This window comes from Aeromonas sp. QDB31, from assembly GCF_027707605.1.
Taxonomy (GTDB): Bacteria; Pseudomonadota; Gammaproteobacteria; order Enterobacterales; family Aeromonadaceae; genus Aeromonas; species Aeromonas media.
Map to the genome: position 1 here is coordinate 43,209 of NZ_JAPCIX010000021.1, position 16,169 is coordinate 59,377.

General features: G+C 62.0%; 12 protein-coding genes. 4 read left to right on the plus strand and 8 right to left on the minus strand.

All coding sequences use genetic code 11. The features are described 5' to 3' along the window. Window positions 1–66: 66 nt before the first annotated feature. From glnG to glnA, 4 genes are all read right to left on the minus strand, one after another. Window positions 67–1,485 carry a nitrogen regulation protein NR(I) gene (glnG, locus tag PG898_RS17370; protein ID WP_041206666.1) on the minus strand — a complete coding sequence of 473 codons (1,419 nt, stop codon included), beginning with the start codon at window positions 1,483–1,485 and terminating at the stop codon, window positions 67–69. 9 nt (window positions 1,486–1,494) lie between these two features. Beyond that, complete coding sequence (gene glnL / locus PG898_RS17375; protein WP_042648883.1) at window positions 1,495–2,550, minus strand: nitrogen regulation protein NR(II); 1,056 nt, start codon at window positions 2,548–2,550, stop codon at window positions 1,495–1,497. 86 nt (window positions 2,551–2,636) lie between these two features. Continuing rightward, a complete protein-coding gene (locus PG898_RS17380) occupies window positions 2,637–3,212 on the minus strand; it encodes a DUF4124 domain-containing protein (protein WP_270824670.1) in 576 nt (191 codons plus the stop codon). Window positions 3,213–3,410: 198 nt separating this feature from the next. After that, the gene (glnA, locus tag PG898_RS17385; RefSeq protein WP_025325354.1) at window positions 3,411–4,820 is read right to left on the minus strand and encodes a glutamate--ammonia ligase; all 1,410 of its coding nucleotides are present in this window, start codon (window positions 4,818–4,820) and stop codon (window positions 3,411–3,413) included. Window positions 4,821–5,171: 351 nt separating this feature from the next. Between glnA and typA the strand changes: the two genes are divergently transcribed. The 3 genes from typA (at window position 5,172) to dtd (ending at window position 8,591) form a co-directional block, all read left to right on the plus strand. Then, window positions 5,172–6,983, plus strand: a complete 1,812-nt coding sequence (typA, locus tag PG898_RS17390; protein ID WP_041206669.1) for a translational GTPase TypA — start codon at window positions 5,172–5,174, stop codon at window positions 6,981–6,983. Window positions 6,984–7,147: 164 nt separating this feature from the next. Then, a complete protein-coding gene (locus PG898_RS17395) occupies window positions 7,148–8,020 on the plus strand; it encodes a virulence factor BrkB family protein (protein WP_042648881.1) in 873 nt (290 codons plus the stop codon). A gap of 133 nt (window positions 8,021–8,153) precedes the next feature. Beyond that, window positions 8,154–8,591 (plus strand): D-aminoacyl-tRNA deacylase, encoded by a 438-nt coding sequence (gene dtd, locus PG898_RS17400; RefSeq protein WP_270824671.1) that lies wholly within the window; start codon window positions 8,154–8,156, stop codon window positions 8,589–8,591. A gap of 95 nt (window positions 8,592–8,686) precedes the next feature. On the opposite strand, the gene PG898_RS17405 is transcribed toward dtd, so the two are convergent. Next, window positions 8,687–9,343: a spermidine synthase gene (locus tag PG898_RS17405; RefSeq protein WP_270824672.1), complete on the minus strand. Its 657-nt coding sequence runs from the start codon at window positions 9,341–9,343 to the stop codon at window positions 8,687–8,689. Between the two features lie 173 nt (window positions 9,344–9,516). Here PG898_RS17405 and PG898_RS17410 point away from each other — a divergent pair, with 173 nt between their 5' ends. Continuing rightward, window positions 9,517–10,425: a bifunctional GNAT family N-acetyltransferase/hotdog fold thioesterase gene (locus PG898_RS17410; RefSeq protein WP_161506778.1), complete on the plus strand. Its 909-nt coding sequence runs from the start codon at window positions 9,517–9,519 to the stop codon at window positions 10,423–10,425. A 53-nt stretch (window positions 10,426–10,478) separates the two neighbouring features. Here the strand turns inward: PG898_RS17410 and PG898_RS17415 are convergent, their stop codons facing one another. From PG898_RS17415 to pssA, 3 genes are all read right to left on the minus strand, one after another. After that, window positions 10,479–12,545, minus strand: coding sequence for an AsmA-like C-terminal region-containing protein (locus tag PG898_RS17415; RefSeq protein WP_270824673.1), 2,067 nt, complete (start codon window positions 12,543–12,545; stop codon window positions 10,479–10,481). Window positions 12,546–12,576: 31 nt separating this feature from the next. Continuing rightward, window positions 12,577–14,646, minus strand: coding sequence for an ATP-dependent DNA helicase RecG (gene recG / locus PG898_RS17420; protein WP_270824674.1), 2,070 nt, complete (start codon window positions 14,644–14,646; stop codon window positions 12,577–12,579). A gap of 164 nt (window positions 14,647–14,810) precedes the next feature. Continuing rightward, window positions 14,811–16,160 (minus strand): CDP-diacylglycerol--serine O-phosphatidyltransferase, encoded by a 1,350-nt coding sequence (gene pssA, locus PG898_RS17425; RefSeq protein WP_270824675.1) that lies wholly within the window; start codon window positions 16,158–16,160, stop codon window positions 14,811–14,813. Window positions 16,161–16,169: the final 9 nt, after the last annotated feature.

Consider the following 16,169-nt stretch of genomic DNA (forward strand, 5'->3'; position numbering starts at 1 on the left):
GGCAAACGGGGTGTGATTGGTCAGGCTTTCCCTCAAGGCGTGATGGGAATCGTTTTTCCCGAGAACTCAGGGGATATCGAGTTCCTTGAGCTTGCGGGTCAGGGTATTGCGACCCCAGCCGAGCAGGCGGGCGGCCTCCTGCTTGTGGCCATGGGTGTGCTCCAGCGCCGTCTCCAGCATGATCCGCTCGAATTGGGGCATTGCATCGGCCAGGATGTCGGTCTCCCCCAGCGCCAGCTTGGCGCCCACCCAGTCCTGTAGTTGTTGCTGCCAGCCACCGGTCAGCGCGGGCTGGCCTGGTTCCGCCGTGCTGGTAATGGGGGTCAGCAGCTCTGTGGGCAGATCGCCGACCAGCACCTCCTGGCCCGAGGCCATCACGGTCAGCCAGCGGCAGACGTTCTCCAGCTGGCGCACGTTGCCCGGCCAGGGCAGGCGGCTGATGTAGGTCTGGGTATCAGGGTGCAGGCTCTTGGCCTCCACGTTCAGCTCCTTGGCGGCTCTGAGCAGGAAGTGCTGAGCGAGCTGGGGAATGTCTTCGCGGCGCTCCTTGAGGGCGGGGATATGGATGCGGATGACGTTGAGGCGATGGAACAAGTCCTCCCGAAACTCGCCGTCGGCGACCCGTTTCTCCAGATTCTGGTGGGTGGCGGCGATGATCCGCACGTCCACCTGCACCGGTTGATGGCCGCCTACCCGATAGAATTGACCGTCGGCGAGCACCCGCAGCAGCCGGGTCTGGACGTCCAGCGGCATGTCGCCTATCTCATCGAGAAACAAAGTGCCGCCGTCGGCCTGCTCGAAACGGCCGTGACGTATGTTGTTGGCACCAGTAAAGGCCCCTTTTTCATGACCGAACAGCTCGGATTCGATGAGATCTTTGGGGATGGCGGCCATGTTGAGGGCGATGAAATTCTTGTGGGCGCGCGGGCTGTGCTTGTGCAGAGCATGGGCGACCAGCTCCTTGCCGGTGCCACTCTGGCCGTTGATGAGTACCGAGATGCTGGAGCGCGACAGTCGACCGATGGCGCGAAATACCTCCTGCATGGCGGGGGCCTCACCGATGATCTCCGGGGTGGTGGTGGCCTCCTGTTGGCGCGCCTTGCGCTTGGTTCGCTGTTCTTTCAGATGGTTCTCGGCACGACGCACCAGGGTGACCGCCTCGTCGATGTCGAACGGCTTGGGCAGGTATTCGAAGGCGCCGCGCTGGTAGGCGTTGACCGCGCTGTCCAGATCCGAATGCGCTGTCATGATGATGATGGGCAGATCCGCCTGACGGCGATGGATCTGCTCCAGCAGGCTGAGGCCGTCGATGCCGGGCATGCGGATATCGGAGAGGATCACGTCCGGTGAGCGCATCTCCAGCGAGCTCAGCAGGGCTTCGCCATCGGCAAAGCTCTCGCATTCGAAGCCTTCGCTGCCAAGGGTACGCTCCAGGACCCACCGGATGGAGCTGTCGTCGTCGACGATCCACACTTTTGCTGTCATGAGGTTCCCTTACTTGCGAAGTGGTAGATAGATGGTGAATTCGGTGTGGCCGGGCCAGCTGATGCAGTCGATGCGTCCCTTGTGCTGATCGATCAGATTCTGGGCGATGGAGAGGCCAAGGCCGGTGCCCCCCTCCTTGCCGGTAATCATGGGATAGAAGAGGGTGTCGCGAATGGCATCGGGAATGCCGGGGCCGTTGTCGATGATCTTGATCTCGGCGGCCAGGCGATAGCGCTGACCATGGATGGTGATCTGGAAGGCGGTGCGGGTCTTGATGCGAATGAGCCCGGTCTGATCACCGAGGGCCTCGGCGGCATTGCGGACTATGTTGAGAAACGCCTGCTGCAGCTGGTCCGGCTCCATCTCGAACTCGGGAATGCTGGGGTCGTAATCCCGCTCGATGCGGATCTGGGGCGGCAGTTCCAGATCCACCAGGCGGCGCACCTGCTCCAGTACCGAATGCACATTGTGCATCTGATGGCGTCCCGGCCGCTGGGGGCCGAGCAGCCGATCGACCAGCACCCGCAGGCGGTCGGCCTGTTCGATGATGATACCGGTGTATTCACGCAGGGCCGGGTCCGGCAGCTCCTTTTGTAGTAGCTGGGCGGCGCCGCGCAGGCCCCCGAGGGGGTTCTTGATCTCGTGGGCCAGCCCGCGCACCAGCTCCTTGGCGGCCTGCTGCTGGGCATGTTGCTGCAGCTCCTGGCTGATCTTCTTCTGTTGATCGATCTTGCGCAGCTCCACCACCATCAACCGCTGCTCGTGGTCGGCCATGGGGCTTACGCTGATCTCCACCAGCCTGGGCTCTCCCTCCACCACCAAGGTGACTTCGCTGTCGGTGAAGCCCTGCCCTGAAATGAGGCACTGCTTGAATCGTTGCAGGTCGAGGGAGATGTGCTCCAGCAGATGGGGCAGTTCGATCCCGATCAGTCGCCGTTCGCTGAGAGAAAGCAACTGTTCGGCCGCCGGGTTGACGAATTGAATGCAGAGCCGTTCATCCATCAGGATGACGGCGGTCAGCAGGTTGTCCAAGAGTGTCTTGGCGTGATCCAGGCGGGTTGGCACAGGTTTCTCCCTAAAACGGTGCTTTACACCTATTATGCACCGATATGGTGCATTGAGTTTACCCGCATCGGTGCGTCACATCACCCCTAATTGGCCTTGGGGGTGGCTTTGGGAGCCTGATTCACAGTCGTTCTATGCAGGTAAAAGGTGGCTGCTTTGGATTTAGCAAGGATCGTACCGTCTTTGGCGAGGAGCTCGAGCCGCGCCTCGTAGGCGCCACGATCCAGGTTCTCCACCCGGATGGCCAGGCTGTTGTGAACGAGGGGAATAGCTTTGTCGTTCAGCAGCAGGCGTACGTCATATTGCACCGGCGCCTGGGGATGGACCTGTGCCTGGAAGACGATGTTGCCCGTGTTGTCGCGCAGTGTGCTGCCCGGCTCGGGGGAGAGCAGCTCTATCTCCAGAGGGGCGGCTTCCAGAGCCTTCCTTGCATCGACACCGGTCAGATGGTTGAAATCATCAACCTGGACCGAATGGGGTGAGGTGCCGATGAGGGGGGAGACCCGCAGGTCTAATTCCCTGGCGTTCTTGCCAGGGGGAGGGGCATCGGTGTAATGCGTTACCCCTTTGGGATCGACCCAGGAATAGACTCTGGCCGCCTGGGCGGTGCAGGAGATCATCAGCAAGAGGCCCAGCGTCCATGTCGGGTGTACTGTTTTCATCCATCTCTCCTTGACGGGGTTCACCTTAATCCTATCAGAGAAAAAAATGTCGGGCCTATTGTCGGATGTGCGGTGAAGCATGGGCTCGATGAGCCGGACGACTCTGAGGCATCATGCCATGAGTCATGATATTTCAGCCCCTTAGATAAAAAACCCGCCAGATGGCGGGTTTGTCATGATGAAGCAATGGGCACCGGATTAAACGGAGTAGTACAGCTCGAACTCCAGTGGGTGCGGGGTCATGCGGACACGATCCACGTCATGCTGCTTCAGCTCCAGGTAGGAGTTGATGAAGTCGTCGCTGAACACGCCGCCACGGGTCAGGAACTCGCGATCAGCATCCAGTGCGGACAGGGCTTCGTCCAGGGAACCGGCAACGGTCGGCACTTCTGCGGCTTCTTCCGGCGGCAGGTCATACAAGTTCTTGTCCATGGCATCGCCCGGATGGATCTTGTTGATGATGCCGTCCAGACCGGCCATCAGCTGAGCAGCGAAGGCCAGGTAGGGGTTGGCAGCCGGATCCGGGAAGCGCACTTCGATGCGGCGGGCTTTCGGGCTCGGCACCACCGGGATACGGATGGAGGCAGAGCGGTTGCGAGCGGAGTAGGCCAGCATGACAGGGGCTTCATAGCCCGGCACCAGACGCTTGTAGGAGTTGGTGGTCGGGTTGGCGAAGGCGTTGATGGCCTTGGCGTGCTTGATGATGCCGCCGATGTAGTGCAGTGCCATCTCGGACAGACCGCCGTACAGGTCGCCGGCGAACAGGTTGACGCCGTTCTTGGCCAGGGACTGGTGGCAGTGCATGCCGGAGCCGTTGTCACCGAACATGGGTTTCGGCATGAAGGTGACAGTCTTGTTGTAGGCGTGGGCCACGTTGTGGATCACGTACTTCAGGACCTGCACTTCGTCGGCCTTCAGGGTAAGGGTGTTGAAGCGGGTTGCGATCTCGTTCTGACCGGCAGTGGCCACTTCGTGGTGGTGAGCTTCAACGACCTGGCCCATCTCTTCCAGCACCAGACACATGGCGGCGCGGATGTCCTGGGAGGAGTCAACCGGCGCAACCGGGAAGTAACCACCCTTGACGAAGGGACGGTGACCCTTGTTGCCGTGCTCGTACTCGGTACCCGAGTTCCAGGCAGCTTCTTCGGATTCGATCTTCACGAAGCTGTGGCCCATGGTGTTGGAGAAGGTGATGTTGTCGAACATGAAGAATTCCGGCTCCGGCCCGAACAGCACGGTGTCAGCGATGCCGCTGGCTTTCAGGAAATCTTCGGCACGCTTGGCGATGGAGCGCGGATCGCGGTCATAGCCTTGCATGGTGGCAGGTTCAAGCACGTCACAGACGATGTTCAGCGTGGTCTCTTCGGTGAACGGGTCCAGTTTGGCGGAGGCCGGATCCGGCATCAGCACCATGTCAGACTCGTTGATGCCCTTCCAGCCGCCGATGGAGGAGCCATCGAACATCTTGCCGTCTTCGAAGAAGTCTTCGTCGACCTGGTGGGAGGGAATGGATACGTGCTGCTCTTTACCCTTGGTGTCGGTAAAACGCAGATCAACAAACTTGACTTCGTGTTCCTGGATCAGGGCCAAAACGTTCTGGGCTGACATGCTAAGTAACCTCCGGTGTTAAAACTCTTTGGGTGAATGCGTCATCACATTCACATAAGCCAGTATCGTGCCAAGTTTGTGACAGCTTGATTTCAGGGCATTTGCACCGTTTCAGGCTGCCGGGACACCCGCTTTCATGCTTGGTTGCGCTTCAAAGTGGTGCAACCTTGGATCGTTTTGGTGCACCATCGTGGTGCGCCAGCACAATCAGCCACCATCTAAGCAGGCTTTCAGCATGGGGTCTATGATCCTGATCCCCTGTTGTGCGCGAATGGTCTGCAATTATGCTAGGCAGATCACAAAGGCGAGAGTACAATTAGCGCCCAATTTTACCCGGTGATTGAGGCGAGAATGTTAGAGAATTTACGCAATATTGCGATTATTGCGCACGTAGACCACGGCAAAACTACCCTGGTTGATAAGCTGCTGCAGCAGTCTGGAACCCTGGACCGTACCACTGATGGTCAAGAGCGTCTGATGGATTCCAACGATCTGGAAAAGGAACGTGGTATTACCATTCTCGCCAAGAACACTGCGATCCGCTGGAATGACTACCGCATCAACATCGTCGATACCCCGGGTCACGCCGACTTCGGTGGTGAAGTTGAGCGCGTCATGTCCATGGTTGACTCCGTGCTGCTGCTGGTCGACGCCGTTGACGGTCCGATGCCGCAAACCCGTTTCGTGACCCAGAAAGCCTTCGCCCAGGGTCTGAAGCCTATCGTTGTCATCAACAAAATCGACCGTCCGGGTGCGCGTCCTGACTGGGTAATGGACCAGGTATTCGACCTGTTCGACAACCTGGGTGCCACCGATGAGCAACTGGACTTCAAGGTTGTTTACGCCTCTGCACTGAACGGTTGGGCCACCCTGGACCAGAGCGTCGAGTCCGATAACATGGAACCCCTGTTCCAGGCCATCGTTGACAACGTCGAGCAGCCGAAGGGTGACCCCGCCGGTGGCTTCCAGATGCAGATCTCCCAGCTGGACTACAACTCCTACGTGGGTGTTATCGGTATCGGCCGCATCACCCGTGGTCGCGTCAAGACCAACCAGCAGGTCACCATCGTCGGTGCCAACGGCAAGAACCGTACCGGCAAGGTTGGTCAGGTGCTGGGTTACCTGGGTCTGTCCCGTACCGAAGTGGCCGACGCGCAAGCGGGCGACATCATCGCCATCACTGGTCTGGGCGAGCTGAAGATCTCCGACACCATCTGTGACAACAATGCCGTCGAAGCCCTGCCTCCGCTCTCCGTTGACGAGCCGACCGTGAACATGACCTTCCAGGTCAATACCTCACCGTTCGCCGGCAAAGAAGGCAAGTTCGTGACCTCCCGCAACATTCTGGAGCGTCTGAACCAGGAGCTGGTCCACAACGTGGCCCTGCGCGTGGAAGAGACCGAAGATCCGGACAAGTTCCGCGTCTCCGGCCGTGGTGAATTGCACCTGTCCATCCTGATCGAAAACATGCGTCGCGAAGGTTACGAGCTGGCGGTATCCCGTCCGGAAGTTATCCTGCGCACCGTTGACGGCGTTCTGCACGAGCCGTTCGAAACCGTTACCGTGGACGTAGAAGAGATCCACCAGGGTTCCGTCATGGAGCAACTCGGCCTGCGTAAGGGCGAGATGACCAACATGACCCCGGATGGCAAGGGTCGTGTCCGTCTCGACTTCATGATCCCGAGCCGTGGTCTGATCGGCTTCCAGACCGAGTTCCTGACCATGACTTCAGGTACCGGCCTGCTGTACCACACCTTCGACCATTACGGTCCGCACAAGGGTGGCAGCATCGGTGAGCGTCAGAACGGCGTGCTGATCTCCAACGCTACCGGCAAGGCCCTGACCTTCGCCCTGTTCGGTCTGCAAGACCGTGGTCGTCTGTTCATCGGTCACGCGACCGAAGTGTACGAAGGCCAGGTGATCGGGATCCACTCCCGCTCCAACGACCTGACCGTCAACTGCCTGAAAGGCAAGCAGCTGACCAACATGCGTGCCTCCGGTACCGACGAAGCCCAGGTGCTGACTCCGCCGATCCGCATGACCCTGGAGCAGGCTCTCGAGTTCATCGACAACGATGAGCTGGTTGAGATCACTCCGAAGGCCATCCGTATCCGCAAGAAACTGCTGACCGAGATGGATCGCAAGCGCGCCGGTCGTGCTTGATCGATAGCTGTTCATCGACAGACCAAAGAGAGGCCTTATGGCCTCTTTTTTATGGTCGCGTGGTAGCTTCTCGCCTCCGGGATGGCACTGAACCGGCTCATGGGTGGTCAGATGGGCACCCTATCTGACACAATATCTGCATGATGACGCTTACGAGAATCAAGATGCAGCAGCAAATCCGCGGCCGCCTGGCCCACGCACTCTCCTTCTTGCGCCACGATGGTGCCCATTTCGCCCAGTTTGTCTGGGGTCGTTTCCAGCAGGACAGGCTGACGGTCACCGCCGGCTACCTGGCCTATGTGACCCTGCTCTCTCTGGTGCCCATGGTCGCCGTGGTGTTCGGCATGATGTCGGCCTTCCCGGTGTTCCAGACCCTGAAACAGCAGATGGAACAGTTCGTCTATCACAACTTCGTACCCACCGCCGGCGAGATGCTCAAGGAGTACATAGACGGCTTCGTGGCCAATGCCACCAACACCACTGCGGTTGGCATAGGCGCCCTGATAGTGGTGGCCCTGATGTTGATCTCGGCCATCGACAAGAACCTCAACTACATCTGGCGCTCGACCCAGAATCGACCGCTGGCTCAGGCCTTCGCCATGTACTGGATGATCCTGACCCTGGGCCCCGTGCTTATCGGGGCCAGTCTCGCTATCTCCTCCTACATACTGTCGCTGAAGCTGTTTGCCGCTGACAGCCTGTTTGGCGCCGGCTATCTGGTGCTGCGCAGCCTGCCGTTCCTGTTCTCGGTGTTCGGCTTCCTGCTCATCTATACGGTGGTGCCCAACTGCAAGGTGCGGCTGACCCACGCCTTGATCGGCGCCCTGGTGGCGGCCACCCTGTTTGAGCTGGCCAAGCGCGGCTTCGCCATCTACATCACCAACTTTCCCTCCTATCAGGCCATCTACGGCGCCCTGGCGACCATCCCCATTCTGTTCGTCTGGGTCTATCTGAGCTGGTTGGTGGTGTTGCTCGGCGCCGAGACCACCGCCTGCCTGGGGGAATACGAGAAACCGGGAGCAGAGGAGCTGGCCTGAGGCCTGCCTTCCATCGTGTGCCGGACCCCGGGTGGGAAAGGCGTTGGCCCGGGCAGGGCATTTATTGGTAGCATCAACGACCGCTCCCGTCATGACGACGGCGGCGGTCGTTCTGTTTTGAGAGGAGAGGGATGTGATTGCATTGATTCAGCGGGTATCCGAGGCCAGCGTGACCGTCGAGGGAGAAGTGACCGGGGCCATAGGGCAAGGGCTGCTGGTACTGCTCGGGGTAGAGCAGGGGGACGATGAGACCAAGGCCGACAAGCTGCTGCACAAGGTGAGCGGCTATCGCATCTTCTCCGATGCAGAGGGCAAGATGAACCTCAATGTGGGCCAGGTCGGGGGCAGCTTGCTGGTAGTCTCCCAGTTCACCCTGGCGGCGGATACCGGCAAGGGGATGCGACCCAGCTTCTCCGGCGGTGCCCACCCGAGCGATGCCGAGCGGCTCTACGACTACTTCGTTGCCAGGGCCAGGGAAAGCGGCGTGCCGACCGAGACGGGACGCTTTGCCGCCGACATGAAGGTCAGGCTGCTCAACGACGGCCCCGTGACCTTCTGGCTGCAGGTGTAGGCGTCATTGCTGGCGCCCGGGTTGCGCTAGCTGTTCACCCTGTCGAGGGCTCTCGCGGCGACCCGCCAGCAAGAGTGAGGGGCCCGCAGCAGGTCCTAGGCGCTCAGATTGGTGGCGTGCAGTATGACGTTGCGATAGCCCGGCACCCCGTGGGCCGTGGTGGGGCCTATCCACTCCTCGGCCAGCTTTTTGGCCTGCGCCAGTTCGAGATGGGTCCGTGGCAACAGATTGATGATGAGGGTGCCGCGCAGGCAGTTGGCCAGCGCCTGATAGATGGGAGCCTGGAACAGCAGCAGGGGATTGCCGTCCTGGCTGAACAAGTCCAGCAGCACCAGGTCGTATTGCTCCCGACTCTCCAGCAGGAAGTGCAGTGCATCGGCGTGGTGCAACCGTGGCGCACCCCCAGTCGAGGGCAGGAAAAACTGCTGGAACAGGGTGAGGATCTCGGCGTCCAGATCCACGCAGTCGTGGCGGGCTTTGGGCCAGCGCGCCCCCAGATGACGGGTGAGATCCCCCCCTCCTAATCCCAGCTCCAGGATCCGGCTCGCCTGTGCGGGCAGCCGCTCGGCGATGCTCTGCTGATGGGGCAGGCAGAGGTGTTCCGGTTGGCTCAGGCTCATGGCGGATTGCACCACGCCGTCCATTTCCAGCCAGCGGTGGCGGGCATTTTCCAGGATGGAGAGGCGGCGTTCGGGTTTGGCGCTGAGGTGCAATAAGTGATCGGCTTGGTACGCTTGCAGATTGAAGTCCATGAATTTGCACGGCAAGATGGCTTTCGACCAGTGTAACTCAAGGATGTCGCTATGTACCGGGTGGTCACCCCCCAAACGCCAGCGGAGCTGGATGCCAGCTACCCGCTGCGCCGGGAGGCATTGGTGCGCAAGCCCTTCAATCTGCCCGTCGGCGCAAACTCAAGGATCTCTTTATGTATCGGGTAGTCACCCCAGAAACACCAGCGGAGCTGGATGCCTACTACCAGTTGCGCTGGGAACTACTGCGCAAGCCTTTCAATCTGCCCGTGGGCTCCGAGCGTGATGAATACGATACCGTCGCCATTCATCGGCTGATGCTGGCCGAAGACGGCACCCCCATCGCCGTCGGCCGCCTCTTCATCGGGGGTGACGAGGCCCAGATCCGCTTTATGGCGCTGCGTCCGGAGTTTCGCGGTCAAGGGCTGGGAGCCCGCATGGTGGAGGATCTCGAACAGCTGGCCCGTGACGAGAAGGTGAAACGGCTGGTGATGAACGCACGCCAGGAGGCGGTGGAGTTCTATCGCAGGTGCGGTTTTCTCGAGGTGGGTGAGGGGCCCGTCTCCTTCGGCCGCATTCCCCATCGTCAGATGATCAAATCCATCAGCCCGCTGCAGACCATACAGTATCGCCCCGAGTGGTGTCAGGATCTCACCACCCGCTGGTCGAGGGGGATCCCCATCAGCGAGAAGATGGGGGTGCACATCACCCACTACGATGGCCAGACCTTCCACCTCAAGGCCAACCTGGCGGCCAACCTCAACGTCCACGACACCATGTTTGCCGGCAGCATTTACAGTCAGTGCGTGCTGGCGGGCTGGGGCCTCATCTGGCTGCAGCTCAAAGAGGCCGGTCTGGGCGGGGATACTGTGCTGGCGGAGGGCAACATCAAATACTACAGACCCGTGAGCGAGGAGCCTGAGGCCAGGGTCGCCCGGGAGGGGATGCCCGCCGTGCTGGCGCCGCTAAAGAACGGGGAGTCCGCCAAGTTCAGCCTGCGGGTGCAGCTGTTCAGCGGCCGCAAGCTGGCGGTGGAGTTTGTCGGCCAGTACGTGGTGCTGCCCATCAAGCGGGCGGGGCACTGACCCCGTCGTCTGGCATCCGATAGCAACAAGGCCTCATGATGAGGCCTTGTTCGTTATTGCGCTGCCGGCTTGGGCTGTGGTGGACGCCAGAGCGGGCCGCTGCGCCCCTGGGCCGGGTAGCGTACGCCAGTCTCCCAGTCGCAAGTGGCTTCCCCGCTCGGGAAGCGCCATTCAAGGGCCGGGCTCTCAAGGGGGCCTCGCCAGCGCGCCAGCAGTTCGGCACAGCGCCGCTTGTTCAGCACGCCGAGATCCAGCTGCCACTGGTCGCTGGCGAGATCGACCCCGCCCTGCAACCCGAGCAGGTGGGTGATGGTGGAAGCCCCGCCCTGCTCGATCTGCAGCTTGCCCTGCTCAGCCCTGGCCTTCAGCCTGATGTGGTAGAAGGGGGTATCTCCCTGCTGCATCGCCTGCCACAGGGTCTCGGGAGTCAGGGTGGGCGGGGTCGCCTCCTTGAACCAGTTGTCCAGCAGCGGGTCTATCCCGACCTTGTCCCAGAAGGGATCCCTGGCCTCAAGGCTCAGGCTGCCCTGCAGGGTGCGGCGCCAGTTGCCGGGAGTCTGCTCCGGCTGGGGGGCCAGATCGGCCTGCAGATCCGTCTCCAGATCCACCTTGCCCGCCAGCGAGACAGGTGCATGCAGTAGTTCGCCCCACTTCTCCAGATCCAGCTGCTTGCCCTGCAGTTGCAGGCGGCTCTCCTGCCCGGGCACCTTGCCCCATTGGCCGCTGAGGCTGAGGGAGCCCTCATCCGGCAGCTCGCTGCTGAGCCTGTTGAGCTGCCAGGTGCTGGGGGTCAGCTCCCCGTCCAGCACGCCGTTGCGGGCACTCAAGCCGTCCCACACCAGCTCGAACCACTTGCTCTCGATGCGGGTACGGCCGAGCAGCGGGCCCGGCTGGGTGCCTCGCAGGCTGAGATCGCTCAGATAGAGCTGCCAGCCAGTCAGGGAGAGGGGCAGTGCATCGTCGAAGGAGAGCACCTTGAGCTTGTCGAAGGCCAGCTTGCGCACGTCGATCTGCTGGGGGCGCCAGCCCTGCCACTCCTGCCACCACCCTTCCGGCAGGCTGATGTCCATGCCGCTCAGGGCCATGTCCTTGAGGGTCAGTTTTTGCAGTTGGGTGTCGAGGGCAAACTCGACATTGAACTCCCCTTCGTATGCTTTGCCCTGCAGCTCGGCATCGATCTGCCGGGGGGAGAAGGCGAGCTTGCCCTCGATGGCTTCCAGCTGGAACAGGCCGCGGCCGAGATCCGCCAGGGTGCCGGAGAGATATCCGCTTGGCTGGCTGCCCGCCTGCCAGTCGAAGGCGGTGAGCTGACCGCTGAAGTTGTTGAGGGAGAGCTCCTGCTCTATGGCATTGACGCTGACCCGATCGAGCTGGCCCCGGTCCAGGGTGATGCGGCGCAGGGGAAACTCACCCTGTGGGAGATCGCCGAGCTCGACCCGCATGCCACGGGCCTTCAAGGTGTGCAGTTGCAGGCTGCGCTCTGGCCAGTTCAGCACCATGCCGGTTTCCAGCAGACCCTCGAACAGGTTGGTGGTCAGCCTGTCCGTGCTCAGCACCTGCCCCTCCAGCCGCCCCTTGAGGCTGAGGCGGGCCAGGGTGAGCTGCGGCGTCTCCAGCTGGTTGATGCCCAGGGTCAGGTTGGCCTGGGGCTGGCGTTTCGGATCGATCAGCTCCCAGTCGCTCAGGGTGGCGCTCAGGCCGCGCAGAGTCAGGGTCTCGCTCTGCAGGCTCAGGTTGTCTATGGTGCTGTCGCTGATGGTGAGGGAGTGCACCGGCAGGGTCGGCAGCTGGTTCGGCAGCGGCAGCTTGATGACGGGGCGGATGAGATCCAGGTGGGCGATGCGCACGTCCCGGTTCAGCCAGTCGATGTTGTCTATCTCCAGGTAGATCTTCTCCAGCTGCACCGCATCCCCGTATTGCACCTGCTCCGCCAGCAGGGTGTAGGGGTGAAGCGGGTTGAACACCAGCCGGCCTATGGTGACAGGCACGCCGGTCTGCTGGCTGATCCAGCCGGCGATGGGGCCCTTGGCCCGTTCGGCGTCGAACAGACCGAGGCCGACCCAGACGAATAGCAGCAGGAAGGCAAACAGATAGAGCAGGGCGCGTAGCCAGGAATTCATGGATGCTTTCCTCCTGTTTTGAGGTTTGTTGTCAGGCGTTTGAGTAGTGATCCCGCAGGCCGAGCCAGCGGCGGATCAGCGGTTCGACATGGTTGGGATGACGGTCCATAAGGAAGCGTGCCATCTTCTGCACCTGGGGAATGAGCGGCTGATCCCGCACCAGATCGGCGATCTTGAGATCCGCCAACCCGGTCTGGCGGGTGCCGAGCAGCTCCCCCGGGCCGCGCAGCTCGAGATCGCGCTGGGCGATCAGGAAGCCGTCGTTGGTCTCCCGCAGCACCCCGAGCCGGCTCTGGGCCGTCTTGGAGAGGGGGGCATGGTAGAGCAGCACACAGTGGGAGGCCACTGACCCCCGGCCGACCCGGCCGCGCAGCTGGTGCAACTGGGCCAGCCCCAGCCGCTCCGGGTTCTCGATGATCATCAGGCTGGCATTGGGCACGTCCACCCCCACCTCGATGACGGTGGTGGCGACCAGCAGTTGCAATATGCCCGCCTTGAACTCCTCCATCACCCGCTGCTTCTCGACCGGGCGCATCCGACCGTGGACCAGGCCTATGTGCAGGCCGGGCAGCCTGGCTTGCAGCTCGGCGGCCGTGTCTTCTGCGGCCTGGCACTCCAGCACCTCGGACTCCTCAATCAGGGTGCAGACCCAGTAGGCCTGCTTGCCCTCCTCGCAGGCGAGTTTGACCCGCTCGATCACATCCTGACGGCGGCTGTCCGGCAGGGCGACCGTGGTGATGGGGGTACGGCCGGGGGGGAGTTCATCGATGACGGAGGTATCGAGATCCGCATAGGCGGTCATCGCCAGGGTACGAGGAATAGGGGTGGCGGTCATGATGAGCTGATGGGGATGCACCCCCTCCCGCTCCCCCTTCTCCCGCAGGGCGAGGCGCTGGTGCACCCCGAATCTGTGTTGTTCGTCGATGATCACCAGGGCCAGGCGCTGGAACACCACCTGCTCCTGGAAGATGGCGTGGGTGCCCACCACCATCTTGACGCTGCCGTCGGCAATGGCGGCCAGCGCCTCCTCCCGCGCCTTGCCCTTCTGCTTGCCCGCCAGCCAGCCCACCTTGATGCCGAGGGGTTCCAGCCAGTGGGCGAAGTTGATGGCGTGCTGTTCGGCCAAGAGTTCGGTTGGCGCCATCAGCCCCACCTGGCAGCCGTTGCCTATGGCTTGCAGCGCCGCCAGCGCTGCGACGAGTGTCTTGCCTGAGCCCACGTCCCCCTGCACCAGCCGCATCATGGGATGTCTGCGTTGCAGATCCTGGCTTATCTCCGCCACCACCCGGTTCTGGGCGCCGGTGGGGGTGAAGGGCAGGGCGCTTAGCAGCTTTTCCACCAGGGCCGGGGCCGGCTTGAGGGTGCGGGCCAGCTGGGTCTGCGCCTGGGCGCGTACCTTGAGGACGGAGAGGTTGTGGGCCAGCAGCTCTTCCAGAACCAGTCGCTGCTGGGCCGGATGCTGGCCGCTTTCGAGCAGGGCCAGCGCCACCGAGGGGGGCGGGCGGTGCAGCAGCTTCAGGGCTGCGGCGAGCTCGATCTGCTGGGGGTAGAGACCGGCGGGCAGCAGCTCCTCGACGCCATAGAAGTCGAGCTGGGCCAGCGCCTGATCCGTGAGGCTGCGCAGGCTGAGCTGGCGCAAGCCTTCGGTAGTCGGGTAGACGGGAGTGAGCGCCTCTTCGGTCTGGCCGGCCTGCTCCTCGCCGAGCAGCTTGTATTCGGGGTGGGCCATCTCCAGTCCGTACTTGCCGGGACGGGCCTCGCCGAAGCAGCGGATCAGGCGGCCCTGGGCCAGGCTGTTTTTCTGGGCGGCGGTGAAATTGAAGAAACGCAGGGTCAGGCTGCCGGTGCCGTCGCTGATGCGGCACACTAGCATGCGGCGGCGCCCCATCACCAGTTGGGTGTCCTGGATTTCGCCCTCGACGGCGCCGTGCAGCCCGGGGGGCAGATCGCCGATGGGCCACACCTGGGTGCGGTCCTCGTAGCGCAGGGGGAGGTGGAACAGCAGATCCTGTACCGTGGCCAGCCCCAGCCGCTCGAGCTTCTCCAGCATCTTGCTGCCGACACCCTTGAGGCTATCGAGAGGAATTTTATCCAATTTCATCAATTAGATGCCCGAAAACACTGTAAATATGTCCAGATGATAGGGGTTGTTGCTGCCTCGATGCAAGCCGCGTTGCAGCAGCAGGGGCTCCCCGGGCGGGGCGAGAGGGCGCATACGACAAAGGCCTGCCGAACACGGGAGGCCTTTGGAGGGGCAGACAGGGCTTAGATGATCCGCTTGAGCAGAATATGGGCCCTGACCCTGTGGATCCGGGCCAGCAGCTTGCGCACCTGCTCGGGGTAATCCTTGATCTGCTCGATCTGATCGAATTGGCTGATGCGACGGGTGTGGGCCAGGATGCAGTCGCGCTCCTCCTGGAAGCGCACGCGCAAGTGGTGGTGGCGGTCGTGCACCAGCAGGCCGTTCTCCAGATCCAGCGCCCAGGCACGGGGGTTGAGGTTGTTGCCGGTGAGCAGGGCCCACTCCTCGTCCACGAAGATCCCCTTGAGGTGATAGGAGTTCTTGTCACAGCACCAGAGCATCAGGTTGAGACGGCCGCTGTCGATGTGGTGCTGATTGCGCTCGGCAAACTTGCGCAGGTTGGTCTCGTAGAGATAGGGCAGGCCGCCTATGGTGGAGAATTTCTCCTCTGGCGGGATGAAGAAGTCGTTGGCTGTCTTGTCGCCCACCACTATGGTCACCTTGCAGCCGCGCTTGAGCAGCGCCTCCACATCCTTGTTCAACTCCTTGGGGGGGTTGAAGTAAGGGGTGCAGATGAAGATCTCCCGCTCGGTGGCCCGCACCAGGTTGCGGATCATCCGGTTGAGCTGGTTGCCGCGCTTGCCCAGGCCCACCATGGGGGTGATGGCGATCTCCTGGCTGTTGGCCGGTATGCTCTCGAATCGGTACTGGCTGGTGCGCAGGTTGTGCTTGAAGCGGCGGATCTGTCCCTTGAGCTGCTTGGCGCCCGGGATACCGGGGCGATCCAGCCGCTGCACGGCTTCGCTCTTGAGGAAGACGTCATCCACGTAGTTGACCATGCTGCGGGTCAGCGCCTGGCTGTGGATCTGGTGATAGCGATCGAAGCGGTAGCGCTCCTGCTGGTGCAGGTAGATGTCGTTGAGGCTGGCACCTGAGTAGAGCAGGATGTCGTCGAAGATGAAGCCCTTGAGGTGCAGGACGCCGAGCAGCTCGCGGCCCTTGACCGGCACGCCATAGATCTCGATCTGGTGTTCATGGCGGGCGGCCATGGCCTGATACATCAGGTGGTTGCCCCCCTGTTTGCCCTTGCCGATCAGGCCGCGCTGGGCGCGGTGGAAGTCGACGAAGACCTTGATGTCGAGGGCGGGGTTGCGCTGCTTGGCGGCGTAGAGGGCGGAGAGGATTTCCCGTCCCGCCTCGTCATCCTGCAGGTAGAGGGCGATCAGATAGATACGCTGGGTCGCGCCCGCGATGAGCGAGAGGATACGGCTCTTGAAATCCTTGGCGCTGTTGAGTACCTGGAACTGATCTGCGGCAACCGCGATCTGGGGTAAACGTGCCAGCAACTGTCGATAATGTGCCGATGAATGCATAGAGAAGCC